Source organism: Protofrankia sp. CiP1_Cm_nod3 (genome assembly GCF_982290655.1).
In genome coordinates this window covers 2,602-15,627 of the sequence record NZ_CEVIVD010000078.1, presented here as the reverse complement: position 1 = coordinate 15,627, position 13,026 = coordinate 2,602, and the positions used below count along the sequence as shown (strand labels likewise).

The window sequence follows — 13,026 nt, the reverse complement described above, 5'->3', positions numbered from 1 at the left end:
TCCGTGCGGCCCAATGCGCGCGGCGTCCTGCTCGACGACTACAGACAGAACCAGGGCCTGCACGCCTTCGAAGGACGCGACAAGACCCTCAGCGCGTTGGCGCGGTGGACGTCGGAACTGGCCGACGATCCGGTCACCCGGATCGTCACCGGTGGCCCGGGCTCCGGGAAGACGTCGGTGCTCGCCCGGTTCGACGCCCTCGCCGATCCTGTCCGCCGCGGCAACCTGGAATCGCCGAGCGCGATCCGTCCGCCGGACGGCTGCGTGGCGCTGTTCATCCAGGCCCGAGGGCGTACAACCACCGAGATCGCCGACGGGATCCTGCACACGGCCGGGCTGCCTCCCTGCGACGTACGGACACTCGGCACAAGGACGCTGCTGGCCGGCCTCGATCAGATCCCGGAAGCGAAGCTGGTCGTCATCGACGCGCTCGACGAGTCCGCGGATCCGGAAGACATGATCCACACTCTGCTCGGGCCGTTACCCACCCGGTCGGTGTGGGAGGCGTGTATCTCGCCGGCCGTCCGGTGGTCGTCATGGCCCATGTGAACGCCGCCACCGTATAGGACCTGAGCACCGGGCAACAGATCGGCGAGTATTTCTGGCCAGCGGAAATCGGAGCGGTGTGGATCGGCCGCATCCGGGGCCGTGCTTGTATCGCGGCCGGCCTCGCCGACGGTGCGGTCACCGTACGGGACGACGGCACTCAGACGTCCGCTGTCCAGGCGACCGGTGCGGAATCCGTGGTCGTCACCCGGGTCTCCGGTGGGCGTCATGTCGTGTGGACGAGCCACCGCTCGGGTGTGATCCGCCGTTGGGACGTATCCACCGGAGGCCAGTTTGGGCCTCCCCTGCCGGTCTCGTCGTCCGCCCCCGCGCTCGCGACCGCCGAACTGCACGGCCGGCCCGTCGTGGTGAGCGCCGGCTACCACCACGGCGGGCAGTGCTGGGACGCCGAGACGGCCGAACCCGTCGGTGCGCCCTTCGCCAAGGACATGGGACGGACCGATCTCGCCACTGGCCGTCTGGGTGAGATGACGGTGGCCGTGACCGGCCACAAGATAAAGATCATCTGCTGGGATCCCACGACTGCTTCTCAGGCGGGCAGCAGCATAAGCGGCTTCCTGGATTCCACACCGAGCGATGCGCCGTGAAGCCGATGCGGGCTTCGGCCGGACACATCAAGCGCTGCTGGAGCGCATATGCGCTACCATGATACCATGGCGACGATCCAGGTCAGGAACATCCCCGACCAGGTGTACCTGACGTACAAACAGCGCGCCCTGCACGCTCGACAGTCCCTGCAGGAGTACCTGCTGGCCAAGCTGGTCCACGACGCCCAACAGCCCGCCATCGAGGAGATCCTGGACAGTGCGCGGGCCAACGCGGTGGAGTCTGTGACCACCGAGGACATCCTCGCCGAACTGGACCGCGGACGGTCCGCACGTTGATCGTTGTCGACGCCGGCGTCCTCGTCAAAGTCCTTGTCGAAAAGAGCCCCTCAGCCGATGCGGCACGCGAGCGGCTGAGGGGCGAAATCCTCAGCGCGCCGAGCCTGATCGATGCGGAAGTTCTCTCCGTCCTGCGCGGGCTGGCACTCGGCGGCAAACTCCCCGAGCATCGAGCCTCCGCCGCCCTGTCGCTGCTCGCCGGGATGCCCCTTCAGCGCACGCCGCTGCCCGCGCACCTTGCGCGGGCATGGCAGCTACGCGCCAACTACAGCGCGTACGACGCGTTCTACGTCGCCCTCGCGGAGCTGCTGGAATGCACACTGATCACCAGTGATGCCCGCCTCTCCCGTGGCACCGGCGCCACCTGCTCCATCGAGGTCTTCCGGTAACCACCTGGGATCATCCCGCTGTCAGTCCGACCATCGGCCGGCGAAGGAACGATGACGGCAAGTTATTATTCGCCGAATCCGCCGCGGTCAGTTCGGCCGGCGAGGTGACATGCCGGCGCGCGACGGCCACCAGCCAGCCGGGCAGCGCGGCACGGATCGCGTGCACCACCCGCCAGCCGGGCCCGAGCAGGATCCGCTCCCGCGGCGGCAGAGCGTCCAGCGACACGTTGCGCACGCAGGAGTAGCAATCCTCCCGAACACCCGCTGCACGTGTGACCGTCACGATTGTCGTATCTTATCAGCAGGTTCGTCGGTTCTGCGAAGATCAGGAGATGCGGTGCCAGCATATGACTACGATTTCTTCGTGAGTTACACCGGCGCGGACCAGGAATGGGCCGAGTGGATCTCGTGGGCGCTGGAGGAGGCCGGCTACCGGGTCCTCGTCCAGGCGTGGGACTTTGTGGAAGGGAAGAACTGGGTGAACGAAATACAGAAAGGGGTGACCAGGGCAGCCCGGGTGCTTGCGGTACTCTCCCCCGACTACCTGGAGAACTCGAAGTTCGGTACCGCCGAATGGCAGGCGTTCTGGCGGGGGGATCCGGACGGTGAGAAGCGCAGGGTCCTGCCGGTCCGGGTGAAGCACTGCGCTCCGGATGGCCTCCTAGGCGGCATCGTCTACATCGACCTCGTCGGCCTTGCGAAAGAGGAAGCCGAGAAGATCCTGATCGACCGCGTCAAGGCTTCGCTGGACGGCCGTGCGCGGCCGACCAGCCCACCCCGCTTCCCAGGCCGATAGCCCCCAAGGCCGTCCGGACGACGTTGTATGAGAGCCAGGCCGAGCTTCTTCTCTTCGGACGCGGACACACAGCACCCGAAGGACGGCAGCGGCGGCTACACCAGAAAGTCGGTGACGCTCAGGCCGGACTGGCTGACGATGGACCGGAAGGTACCAATACGCATGTTCTTGCGGCCCATGGGAACGATCACGGTTCGACCAGGTGATCCGTCGTACCGGTACTTGCGGTGGAAGCCCCGCTGACCGACGGGCCGGAAACCGTGCTTTTCGAGAATTTTGCAGATGTCGTCAGAGGAGGGCGTGCTAGGCAACTTGCAGTGTTACCTTTGCTACCTTTGCCTGGTCGACGAGATGCGCTTCAACGGCATCGCCATCCTCGAAGTACAGCTCCAGGGCCTCCCGAATGTTGGCGATGGCCTCCTGCTCGGTGTCGCCGTCACTGGCTACTTCGACTTCAAGACACCGCGCGACAAAACCGTCTTCCTCACGGTAGACGACTACCGTGAGCTGCTGCTCCGCCATCGTCCGAGATGCTCCTTACCCAGATCTGATTCGCACCACTTCCGATTACTGGGTGTAACTCTAGCAGGACGAGGGACGTTCATCAATTCGCCGGATCGATATGACGCCGCTGTCGCGGCGTGGGGTGCGTCAGCCGGCCAGGTCGGCGATCAGGTCGGGCAGGACGAGTTCCTCGTCCACGCGGACGCCGTGGTGCTGCAGGGCCGGGCGCAGCTCGGCGTCCCAGGACGCCTCGACCGGACGGCGGCCGGCGAGTTCGCCGCCGGTGACGCGGGCCAGCGTCGCCCGGTAGGCCTGGGTGTCGAAACGCCACGGCCGCCACGGGACACGCTCCAGCAGGCCGTTGCCGATGCGGATGCCGCCCCAGTCGAAGTCGCCGTGGTAGGCGAAGCGGGCGCCCTCGGCTGCGAGCAGGTCGAGCAGGCGGAGCACCGCGGCCGACGGCTGCCCGTTGACGCACACCATCGGCGGACAGTCACGCCCCAGCGCGTCGGCGGCGCTGGCGAGCACGATCGGGTTCTCGCACATCCACACCGTCCGCTCGCCGACACCGAACTCGGCCCACTCCCGCCCGGGCCGATCACCCTGCCCAGGACGATCGGCCTGAGCGGCCTGGCCGGCCTGGCCGGGTTGGACGGGAGGACCAGGCCGGCCGTTCTGTTCGGGCCGGCCGTTCTGTTCGGGCTGGTCGAGCCGGTCGGGCTGGTCGAGCTGGTCGAGCCGGTCGGGCTGGCTGAGCTGGCGCAGGGTCAGGACGCACGGCTCGCCGGCCTCCCGGGCCAGGGCCAGGATGCGGCCGGTGGTGGTGGCCGCTCCCCCGGGCAGGCCCAGGCACAGCACCGTGGAGGACAGCTCGTCACGGTGGACGCCGACCGCGGCCCACACGGCGCGGCGTTCGGCGGCGGAACCGTCCCCGGCGGGCGGCGCCCCCCGCAGCACCCTGGCCGCCGCGAGGCAGAGCGTCGCCAGCGGCCGGGTGTCGTCGAGGGCGTGCGCGTCCCCAGTGGCCGTCGCGGCCAGCCGGCCCAGCGCCACGCCCGGCGAGGGCAGCGCGGCGAGCACCCGCAGCAGGTCGGCGACGAGCGCCGCCGCCGCCTCGACGTCACCGGCGGTCAGGCGGCGCAGCATGCCGGTGGCGTCCAGCCAGGACCGCCAGGCGGCGAGTTCGGGACGTCGCGTCACGAGGGCGTCCAGCGGGGCGTGCGCCTGTGACCACGCCGCGGCCTCGGAGGCGGCCAGCGCCGCCCGGTCGGGGACCGCACCGACGAGGAGGCGCACCGCGGCTGTGAGGCCGTCCGGCGCGGCGCCGCTGGTCCGCAGCATCGTGTCGATCTCGTCCAGGGAGACCGTCAGGGACGTGCCCGCCCCGGCCCGCCGCCCCAGCAGCCGTTCGGCCGCCCGCCGCTGATCGTGGCTGGCGCGGGCGAGGGTGACCGGTCCGGTCAGCGGGCGGCCGAGCTCCATCCGGCGCCGCATCCGGTCGAGCAGCCAGGCGGTGTGCTCACCGCCGAGCAGCCGTCGCAGGCGTAGGACGTCCCCGGACTGATCCATGCGTGTCCTGCCCGGTCAGCAGACGGCCGACGGCCGGCGCCCGGTCAACAGCCGACGGCCGACCAACAGCCGGAGCCTGGTCGACGCCCGGTGTCCGGCCGGCAGCCGGCACACGGTCGACGCATCGGAGCAATGTTCGATCATCAGACAACCAGCACCCCGGTGCCCGTCCAACAGCCGGCGCCTGTCCAACAGCCGAAGCCCGGCCAACAGCCGAAGCCCGGCCAACAGCCGAAGCCCGGCCGGCGGCCGTTCGATGGCCGGGCGCACACGGCCCGTGGTCGACGGCGGGTGCGGCTGGCGGGCGTCAGCGGTCGTTCGAGGGGTCGTCATTCGATCAGGTCGTCATTCGAACGGCAGGCCGTCCGGCGGCAGGGCGCCGGCGTCGGCCGGGGTGGGCACCGGGGCCGGCTGGGGCAGGTAGGGGGCCGGTCGCTCGGCCCGCACGCGCTCCCGGCCGTCCCAGCGCCAGGGGGTGACGAGGACGGCGTCGATGTCCTCCCGGCGGGCGAGCTGCGCGATCGCCAGGCCCGGGACCTGCGGGTAGCAGCCCCACTCGCGTTCGCTGGTCATCACCACGTCCAGGTCGAACGCGGCGAGCAGGCCCAGGCACTTGGCCCGCGAGTCGTCGTCCACCCCGGCGAACGCCTCGTCCAGCGCGACCAGGCGGGGGGCGCTGGGGTTGCCCGACGAGGTGTAGAACGACGACGCGGCGGCGAACAGCGGCACGGAGGCGGCGAGCACCCGTTCGCCGCCGGAGGCCGGCCCGGCCGCCGGCCGCCACTGGCCGTCCTGGTGGCGCTGGATGGCGAACGCGTGCCACCGCCGGTAGTCCAGGGCCTGGGTCAGCTGCTCGGCCCAGCCGCCGGTGGTGTCGTCGGCGTGCTTCCGGTTGATCTCCTCCTGGAGGAAGGCGCCGACCGCGGCCCGGTCCGCCGCGCTCCAGGCGTCCGCGGTCTGCCGTAGCAGCCGGTCGCGTACCCGGCCGAACCCCTCCGGGGCGTCGTGGGCGGCCCGCCACAGCAGCCGCAGCCGCATCCCGGTGGACGTGGGGCGCTCGGCAAGATCGCTGTTGATCGCCCTGACCTGCTCCTCCGCGCCGGTGATCAGTTCCTGGAGGGTGCCGGCCACCTCGTTGACGAGATGGTTCTCCAGGATCTCGCGTTCCTTCGCGGACAGCAGCATCGCCCGCTGCCCGGTCTCCGTCTCCAGCGCGGCGACCAGGGCCGCGATGGCCTGCCGGCGGCCCTGGAACACCACGTCCACCACGATGATGCCGTCACGCACGGTCATCCCGACCGAGTGGCCGTGCCGGGACAGCGCGTCGGTGAGCACCTTGTGCTCGGCCGAGACACGCTGCTGGATCAGCTCCCAGCGCCGGTCGCCGTCGTCGGCCCCCTCGAGGGCGGCGTTGACGGCGCGGGCCAGCGCGATGGCCGGCGTCGGCGCCCACTGCTCGGCCGGGTCCGGCAGCTCCAGGCCGGGCACGGCGATCTCCAGCAGCCCGGTGGTGACGAAGGCCCGCAGGGCGTCGATCGCCCGGTCGCGTTCGGCGGCGGCAGCGGTGATCGACTCGCGTAGCTTCTCGCGCCGCCCCTCGGCCCTGCCGCGCTCGTCGCGGGCATCCTGCTCGACGCGGCGGGCCGTCCGCTCGTCGGCGTCGCAGCGGGCCAGCTCGGTGGCGACCGCGTCGAGCTTGCGGTACAGCTCGTCGACCCCGGCGCCGGCGGTCTCGACCAGGACGCGGTGGCGTCCGGCCGCGGCCTCGGCCTGGGCGTCGGCCAGCTCGGACGCCTGGCTGGCCTGCTCGCGCTGCTCCACCGCGAGGCCGAGCTCGCGTTCGGCCTCGGCGGCGGCCTGCCGGGCCCGGTCGAGCGCCTGCGCCGCCGGCCACAGCCCGGCCAGCGCCACCCGGTAGTCGCCCACGGCGGCGCGGACGGCCGCCAGCCCGTCGGCGTCCGTGGGCAGGCCGACGTCGGCGGCGAACTCGCCGGCCGCCGTCCGCGCCGTGCGCGCCGCGGCATCCCGGTCGGCGACGATCCGGACCGCCTCGTCGTGGCGGGCGTCAACACGCCGCCTGGCCTCGTGCTCGGCGGCACGTTTGACGTGGGCCTCGCGCAGGTCGCTGTCGGCCGGCAGCGCCTGGTGCTCGACGGCCAGCGCGCGCTGACGGCCGACCAGCTCGGCGACGGCCGCGGCGAGTTCGGCCAGCCGCCGCTCGACCGCGGCCAGCTCGGCCCGGACCGTCGCCAGCCGCGTCCGCCGGGCCGTCTCGCGGGCACCCTCGCCGATGTAGCCGGCGGTGTCCTTGTGCCAGGAGCCGGCCAGTATCCCGTTGCCGAAGCGACCGTCGACGTCGACCCATGCCGCGGCCCACGGCTCGGCGCGATCCCCGCCCGGCCCATTACCGACAGCGCCTGGATCGTTGCCGACAGGGCCCGGATCGTTGCCGACAGGGCCCGGATCGGCGCCGCCGGAATGGGCGCCGTCAGAGCGGGCGGCGCCCGGGTGGGCGGCACCCGGGTGGGCGGCGCCCAGGGAGTCCGGGGTGCCCAGGCCGATCGCGGCCAGCACGGCGGTGACCACCGGGCCGGTGAGCGCGGACGCGGACGGGTCGGCCTGGTCGATCGCCGGGGCCAGCACCGCGTCGAGCCCGCCGCCCGGCACGGGCCGGCCGGGACGGATCAGGACGTCGTCGCTGACGGGATCGCGCAGGGCGCCGTCCGGGGTGATCCACGCGTCGAGGATCCCGGCTGCCTCCAGCGCTGCCTCGATACCCGCCCGGTGTTCCTCGGGCACACCGTCGACGAAGTCGACGACCTTCCACAGCGCGGCGCCGGCCCGGCCGTCGCGGGCCGCGGCGGCCCGGGTGTACGGCGTCGGCGGCGCGTCGTGGCCGCCGGCCTCCAGACGGGCGATCTCCTCGGCGAGCCGGTCGCGTTTGCCGCCTGCCGCCGCCCGCTCGGCGTCGACCTGGGCCTGCCGGCGGCCGAGCGCGGCGGTGGCCTGCCGGGCCGCGGTGTCCACGGCCGTTGTCACCGGGTTCGGGCCGTCGAGGGTCTCCGCCCATGCTTCCGCGGCGGCCAGCACCTCGTCGGCGTCGGCGACCCGCAGCAGGGCCGTGCCGGCCAGGTAACGCGCGTACGCCTCGAGGAGCTCGGCGCCGCGCCGGGCGGTCAGCTCGTCGGCCTCGGCGATCCGGTTGATCGCGGCCTGCCGCTCGGCGCTGATCCGGTCCAGCTCCTCGCGGGCTGTCCGCGCGGCGGTCTCGGCCGTCCACGCCTGCGTCAGCAGCCCGTCCAGGCGGGTGACGGCGTTGCGCTGCCGGTCGACGAGCGCGGTGCCCGCCCTGGCGGCGGCCGGGTAGGGCGGCTGGTCACCGTCCAGCTCGGCCAGCACCGTGGCATGCCGGTCGGTGATGCGGGCCGCCTCGGCCGCCCGCGCCGCCGTGGACAGCGCGGCGCCGAAGGTCTCCTCGTCCGCGGCGGCGGTCCGCCGGGCGGCGGTGGAACGGGCCTGCCGGCGCCTGACCGCCTCGTCGGCGGACGCGCTGTCGCTCCGGCGGCCGGCGGCGAACCGGGCCAGCCGCTCGGCCTCGGCGCCGGCGGTGCGCAGCGCCTCGGCGTCGCGCATCTCCGGGCTGTCCTGCAACGCCGTCCGCCGCACCTCCAGCGCGGCCCTGGCCGCGGCCAGCTCCTCGAGGCGGTGCTGCGCGGCGGCCAGCGCCTCGCTCGCCGTCTGGTGCGCGCTGTCGGCCTCACCGAGCTCCCGGCCGAACTGTTCGTAGCGGCTGTGCGCCTGTCGCGGCGGTGCCACGGCGCGTTTCGCGGCGACGGCCGCGTAGCGGCGGTAATGGGTCAGGAACGCGTCCGCGGCGGTTCTCGCCTCGTCCAGGCCGCGCAGCGCCTCGCGTTCCTCGTCCAGGCCGCGGAACGCCTCGGCCACGGTCGCCACCAGCGCCGGATCCAGCGGCGGCAACGCCTCGGTCAGCGCCCGGGAGAGCAGCTTCTCGTCGGGCTTCTTCGACAGCTGCGGCTGGCGGAGCTGGATGAGCAGGTTGACCAGCGCCTCGTAACGCTGCGTGCCGAGACCGAACAGTGTCTCGTCCACGGCCCGGCGGTAGTCCGACGCCGTGTCGTACACCGCGCCGTACCCGTCGACGGCCTCCCTGAGCTTGTCCCGGGTCAGCGCCACCCTGGTCGGGCCGACCAGGGACAGCTGCGGGCCGATCCGCTGCCGGGTGACGAAGAACCAGTGCCGGGCGATGCCGCGCCCGGCCACCGCCTTGAGGCCGACACCGATCGTGCGGTACTCGGCGGCGCCGTCCGCGCACAGCCGGCCGAACTCCAGCCAGGTGTACCCCAGCCGTTCGGGATGCGGATGCCGGCCGCCGAGCAGCAGGTTCCACTCCATCCGCTTGTTGCGGTCGCCGTCCGGCTCGACCCGGTGCGCGGCCAGCTCGCCGTCGAGCAGGAACGGCAGGGTCAGCGCGAGCACCTTCGACTTGCCGGTGCCGTTGTTGCCGCGCAGCAGCAGCCGGCCGTCATGGAAGTGGAACTCCTCGACGTCGTAGTAGAAAAGGTCCACCAGGCCGGTGCGCAGCGGCTGCCAGCGCTGCCGGCGCGGCGTGGGTGCCTCGGCGCTCACCCGCGAGCCGCCTTCCTGTCAGTGGTGGTGTCCCTGGTCTGCTCGGCTCTGCCCCGGGCCCGGCCGGCCCCGCTCCCCTGCCGGCCGGTCCCGCTCCCCTGGCCTGCTCTGCTCCCCTGGCCGGTCCTGTTCCCCTGGCCGGCTCTGCCCCGGCCGGTGCGGGCCGCCGGGCCGGTGCGGATCGTCGGCGCCTCGACCGCGTACCGCGCGATCGCGGGCCGGGCGAGCACCATCGGCTGGTCACCGGGGACGTCGACGACCAGCCGCAGCGCGCGCAGCTTGTCCAGGGCCGCGGCGAGCAGTTCGGCGTCGGCGCCCGGCTCGGTGACACCGCGCCGCCAGTAGGCGGCATGTTCGACCGCCATCTTCCGGACGTGGGCGCGCAGCCGGGCGGTCGGCACCGGTTCGCCACGGCCGGCCGCGGCGGCCAGATACTCGGCGACGAGCAGGGTGACATGGCCGTCGGTGCGCTGTTCGGGCATCCGCACGTCAGTCACCTCGTCGTCGGGGTCGACCATGGCGATGCCCTCGGCGCGCATCTCGGCGACCAGGCCGGTGGCCTCCTCGATCCGCCGGGTGATCGCGTGCCGCTGGCTGGTCAGGTAGGCGCGCTCGTCCTCGGCGAGCTCGTCGTAGTAGACGACCGGGTCGTCCAGCAGACGGCGGGTCAGCCGGTGGCGCAGCGCCCGGTTACGCAGCTCGTCGGTGTCGGCGACCGGCTCGTGGGTCAGCTCGGCCAGCCGCTGGCCGAAGTCCGCGGCCTCGATGGTGGACGGGCCGCGGACGCCGGTCAGCATCGACGCCAGGATCCGGCGGCGCACGTCGTACAGCACGTCACCGGTGTCGGTGAGGTAGGCGTCCTCGTCGCCGGCGACCCGTTCGAGCACGCCGAGGGTGAGCAGCAGCCGGACCACCCCGACCAGGTCGGAACGCTCGTCCCGGCGGCTGAGGGTGAACGTGACACCGGCGGCGGCCAGCTCCGGGTCACTGGCCGCGACGATGATCCCCTCGGCCAGCCGGCCGAGGGTGACCTGCGCGTCGGCCGTCTCCAGCACCACCAGCGCGAGGCAGAGCAGCACGTAACGGCGGCGCCCGAACGGTGCCCGGCCACGGCCCTCCCGCGCCGGATGCGTGCCGTCCGGATCAGCCGGCACCGTCTTGAACAGCCGCGCCGACTCGACGTCGACGACCAGCCGCCAGCCGGTCTCCACGGCGAGCCATTCGCGCAGCTGCGCGGCGTTGCGGCGGACCAGCCGCAGCGCGTCGTCGTCCGCGCCGGCGCTCAGCAGGGGCTTGGCCAGCAGGATGCGCAGGGCCTTGCGCCGCTGCGCCCGCTTCTCCTCGGTGGACGCGTCCCCGGTCATAGCGCTTCCGGTCATACCGCTTCCCGTGCCCCGCCGGGCCGCGCCGCGGTCAGATCGACGATCTCGACAAGGTGCTCCGGGCCGTGCAGCACCCCGTCACAGGTCTCGATCGCCACGGTGCCCCCGTCGGGGACGAGCGACAGCCGGATCTCCATGCTGCCGTCGCTGGTGGTGGTCTTCACCTCGGTCTCGCCCGGCAGCCGGGCCGCGAGCGCGTCCCCGAGGACGCCGAGGAACAGCCGGAACGCCTGCCGGTCGAGCACATCGAGGCCGGAGAGCAGGACCGGCCCGGCGGTGGCCAGCCGTTGCCGGGCTGCCGCGGCCTCCTCGGCCTCCCGGGCGGCCTGCTCCTGGAGGAACCGGCGCTGCCCGGCGCGGTCCGCGACCCGGTTGGGCTGCCCGCGCCGCTCGTAGGAGCCGGTCCGGCGCAGCTGCGGGCTGATCCGTACCGGTGGTGCCTGCCGCCACGGCGTGGCCGGCGTCGGCTCGTCCTCCTCCCAGGCCGTCAGGGTCTCCTGGGTGACCGTCAGGTGCCGGGCCGAGGTGAGGCCGAACGCCGCCCGCCACAGCCGGTGGGCCGCCGCGTCGTCCGGTGCCTCGGCGAACCAGCGGCTGAGTGCGCGGAAGTCCGCCGACCGGTCCGAACGCCCCGAGCGGCGCTCGTTGAGCGCCGCCACGGTGTCGATGAGCTGGGTGATCGCCGTGACGGCCGCGCCGCGCAGCAGCCGGGCCTGGGACGGATGGCGCGAGTCGGCGGAGAGGAACCAGTCCCGCAGGCCACGCCACCGGTTGCGCCAGTCGGCCAGGGATGCCGCGGCCGCGGCATCGTAGGCGGCGGACGCGTCCGCGTCGATGACGGGACGTCCCCCGGCACCCCTGACAGCGCTCTCGGCGCTCTCAGAATTATTACTGTCAGTCACAGTACTGCCAGTCACGTTGCCGGTGGCACCGCTGCCGGTGCCGTCGGTGCCGTCGGGGATGTCCGGGACGACGTCGGCGGCCTCCCGGCGGGCGGCGAGCACCAACAGGCGGTCCACGCCGGCTGCCTCGATCCGGCCGAGCAGGGTGGCGATCTCCGCTCCCCGGTTGGCCAGGTCGGCGATGAACCGGTTGATGTAGTCGATGAGCCGCTGCTTGTAGGCGACGAAGGCGTCCACGTTCCCGTCGGCGAAATCAATGACCCGACGCAACGAGGCCATGAATGCCTGTGCGTTGTCGGCGAGCCCGGTGAAACGTTCGGCCAGCGCCAGCAACAGCAGGTGCACCTTTGCCGGATCGAGACGTCCCGGGCCCGCCGCGGCCATCTCCGCCAGTGCGTGCAGCTGGGTGGCGATGTCCTCCAGCGCCACCGACTGCAGCGCGCCCTTGCGGCCGACCGCCTCCTCGTAGACGGTGATCGCGTCCTCGGCGGCCTGCCCGGCCACGGTCAGCTGGTAGAGGTAGCGGGCCCGGTGGAAGTCCTCCACCGTGACCACCCGGGAGGTGTCGGGATCGGCCCGCAGGTTCCCCCACTCGACCAGCTTCTCCAACGCCGCGACCACCGGCTCGGTATCCCCCGGCCGCCCCAGGTCCACGCTGACGTCCTCGGGCCGCATGTGCACGATGAACCGGTCCCGCGCCCGCGCGAACGTCGTCAGCACGTCCCGGTAAAAGGGGGCATTCGGTGCGCTCAGGTGCGCGAACGGCTGTCTGGACGCGCCGTTTGCCGCCCTCTCACCGGTCCCCGCGTCAGCCATCACACCGACCAGTATTACGAACCATCCGCCGCCCACGAAACGCGGGTACCCGGTCACAAACAGTGTTGCACTGGATGCCACCCCGGCATGATCCTCGCGACGGTCTTCTGGCCATCTCCCTCCGCCGCGGGCCGCGGCTGTCAGGCGCGTAGCAGGGTGATGGTGCGGCCGGCGGGGCTGGGGATGGTGATGATGGTGGTTCTGTCGGTGATGGGTGGGGCGTCGGGACGGGTGTCGAAGAGGACAAGGACGCCGTGGTCGAGATGGATGCGGTCGAGGTAGCCGTCGAGCTGGATCAGGCCGCGGCGCAGCGGGTCGGCCTCGCCCGCGCGGCGGACCTTGAGTTCGAGGGCTTCGCGTTGCCAGTGGCGTCTGCCGTCCGGGGTGGTGTAGAGCCAGCGGATGAGCAGGTCGATGCGGCCGCGGCCGATGCCGTATTCGCGGGTGACGTAGCCGCCGCCGTTGACGACACGTTGGAGGAAGCCCATGAGGACGAGCTGGGGGGCGGCCTCGGGGTAACGCCGGCCGGAGGCGAGGATCTCGCCGCTTTCCGTCCAGAACTCGGTGAAC

Annotated in this window: 12 protein-coding genes and 1 pseudogene; 5 read left to right on the top strand and 8 right to left on the bottom strand. The window is 72.7% G+C overall.

Features of this window, described 5'->3' with window-relative positions; translation table 11 throughout:
* The 4 genes from AC5LUJ_RS15425 to AC5LUJ_RS15410 form a co-directional block, all read left to right on the top strand.
* The coding region (locus AC5LUJ_RS15425) for a P-loop NTPase family protein (RefSeq protein ID WP_250285841.1) at window positions 1-549 on the top strand (549 nt) is incomplete at its 5' end.
* Between the two features lie 74 nt (window positions 550-623).
* Complete coding sequence (locus tag AC5LUJ_RS15420; protein WP_250285842.1) at window positions 624-1,154, top strand: hypothetical protein; 531 nt, start codon at window positions 624-626, stop codon at window positions 1,152-1,154.
* A 48-nt stretch (window positions 1,155-1,202) separates the two neighbouring features.
* Window positions 1,203-1,451, top strand: coding sequence for a hypothetical protein (locus AC5LUJ_RS15415; RefSeq protein WP_250285843.1), 249 nt, complete (start codon window positions 1,203-1,205; stop codon window positions 1,449-1,451).
* Window positions 1,448-1,840, top strand: a complete 393-nt coding sequence (locus AC5LUJ_RS15410) for a type II toxin-antitoxin system VapC family toxin (protein ID WP_250285844.1) — start codon at window positions 1,448-1,450, stop codon at window positions 1,838-1,840. Before AC5LUJ_RS15415 ends, AC5LUJ_RS15410 begins: the two co-directional genes overlap by 4 nt.
* A gap of 10 nt (window positions 1,841-1,850) precedes the next feature.
* Here AC5LUJ_RS15410 and AC5LUJ_RS15405 read toward each other — a convergent pair whose 3' ends face one another.
* Window positions 1,851-2,123 (bottom strand): hypothetical protein, encoded by a 273-nt coding sequence (locus AC5LUJ_RS15405; protein ID WP_250290960.1) that lies wholly within the window; start codon window positions 2,121-2,123, stop codon window positions 1,851-1,853.
* Window positions 2,124-2,177: 54 nt separating this feature from the next.
* Here AC5LUJ_RS15405 and AC5LUJ_RS15400 point away from each other — a divergent pair, with 54 nt between their 5' ends.
* Complete coding sequence (locus AC5LUJ_RS15400; RefSeq protein WP_493465158.1) at window positions 2,178-2,636, top strand: toll/interleukin-1 receptor domain-containing protein; 459 nt, start codon at window positions 2,178-2,180, stop codon at window positions 2,634-2,636.
* A 95-nt stretch (window positions 2,637-2,731) separates the two neighbouring features.
* Here the strand turns inward: AC5LUJ_RS15400 and AC5LUJ_RS15395 are convergent, their stop codons facing one another.
* The 7 genes and pseudogenes from AC5LUJ_RS15395 to AC5LUJ_RS15365 all read right to left on the bottom strand — a co-directional run.
* Window positions 2,732-2,947, bottom strand: a complete 216-nt coding sequence (locus AC5LUJ_RS15395; RefSeq protein ID WP_250290955.1) for a type II toxin-antitoxin system HicA family toxin — start codon at window positions 2,945-2,947, stop codon at window positions 2,732-2,734.
* Window positions 2,940-3,158 carry a type II toxin-antitoxin system HicB family antitoxin gene (locus AC5LUJ_RS15390; protein WP_250290954.1) on the bottom strand — a complete coding sequence of 73 codons (219 nt, stop codon included), beginning with the start codon at window positions 3,156-3,158 and terminating at the stop codon, window positions 2,940-2,942. The genes AC5LUJ_RS15395 and AC5LUJ_RS15390 overlap by 8 nt, the downstream gene beginning before the upstream one ends.
* 129 nt (window positions 3,159-3,287) lie before the next feature.
* Window positions 3,288-4,709, bottom strand: coding sequence for a TIGR02679 domain-containing protein (locus AC5LUJ_RS15385; protein ID WP_493465157.1), 1,422 nt, complete (start codon window positions 4,707-4,709; stop codon window positions 3,288-3,290).
* A gap of 345 nt (window positions 4,710-5,054) precedes the next feature.
* Window positions 5,055-9,356 (bottom strand): TIGR02680 family protein, encoded by a 4,302-nt coding sequence (locus AC5LUJ_RS15380; protein ID WP_493465156.1) that lies wholly within the window; start codon window positions 9,354-9,356, stop codon window positions 5,055-5,057.
* Window positions 9,353-10,735, bottom strand: coding sequence for a TIGR02678 family protein (locus AC5LUJ_RS15375; RefSeq protein ID WP_250287151.1), 1,383 nt, complete (start codon window positions 10,733-10,735; stop codon window positions 9,353-9,355). The genes AC5LUJ_RS15380 and AC5LUJ_RS15375 overlap by 4 nt, the downstream gene beginning before the upstream one ends.
* The gene (locus AC5LUJ_RS15370) at window positions 10,732-12,537 is read right to left on the bottom strand and encodes a TIGR02677 family protein (protein WP_493465155.1); all 1,806 of its coding nucleotides are present in this window, start codon (window positions 12,535-12,537) and stop codon (window positions 10,732-10,734) included. The genes AC5LUJ_RS15375 and AC5LUJ_RS15370 overlap by 4 nt, the downstream gene beginning before the upstream one ends.
* 59 nt (window positions 12,538-12,596) lie before the next feature.
* A pseudogene (locus AC5LUJ_RS15365) lies at window positions 12,597-13,026 on the bottom strand (ATP-binding protein); the annotation flags it as partial.

What these genes read in the sequence shown, in the direction of transcription:
- AC5LUJ_RS15415 (WP_250285843.1), top strand. Translation starts at nt 1,203, where the DNA reads ATGCGCTACCATGATACCATGGCGACGATCCAGGTCAGGAACATCCCC.
- AC5LUJ_RS15390 (WP_250290954.1), bottom strand. Translation starts at nt 3,158, where the DNA reads ATGGCGGAGCAGCAGCTCACGGTAGTCGTCTACCGTGAGGAAGACGGT.
- AC5LUJ_RS15375 (WP_250287151.1), bottom strand. Translation starts at nt 10,735, where the DNA reads ATGACCGGAAGCGCTATGACCGGGGACGCGTCCACCGAGGAGAAGCGG.
- AC5LUJ_RS15385 (WP_493465157.1), bottom strand. Translation starts at nt 4,709, where the DNA reads ATGGATCAGTCCGGGGACGTCCTACGCCTGCGACGGCTGCTCGGCGGT.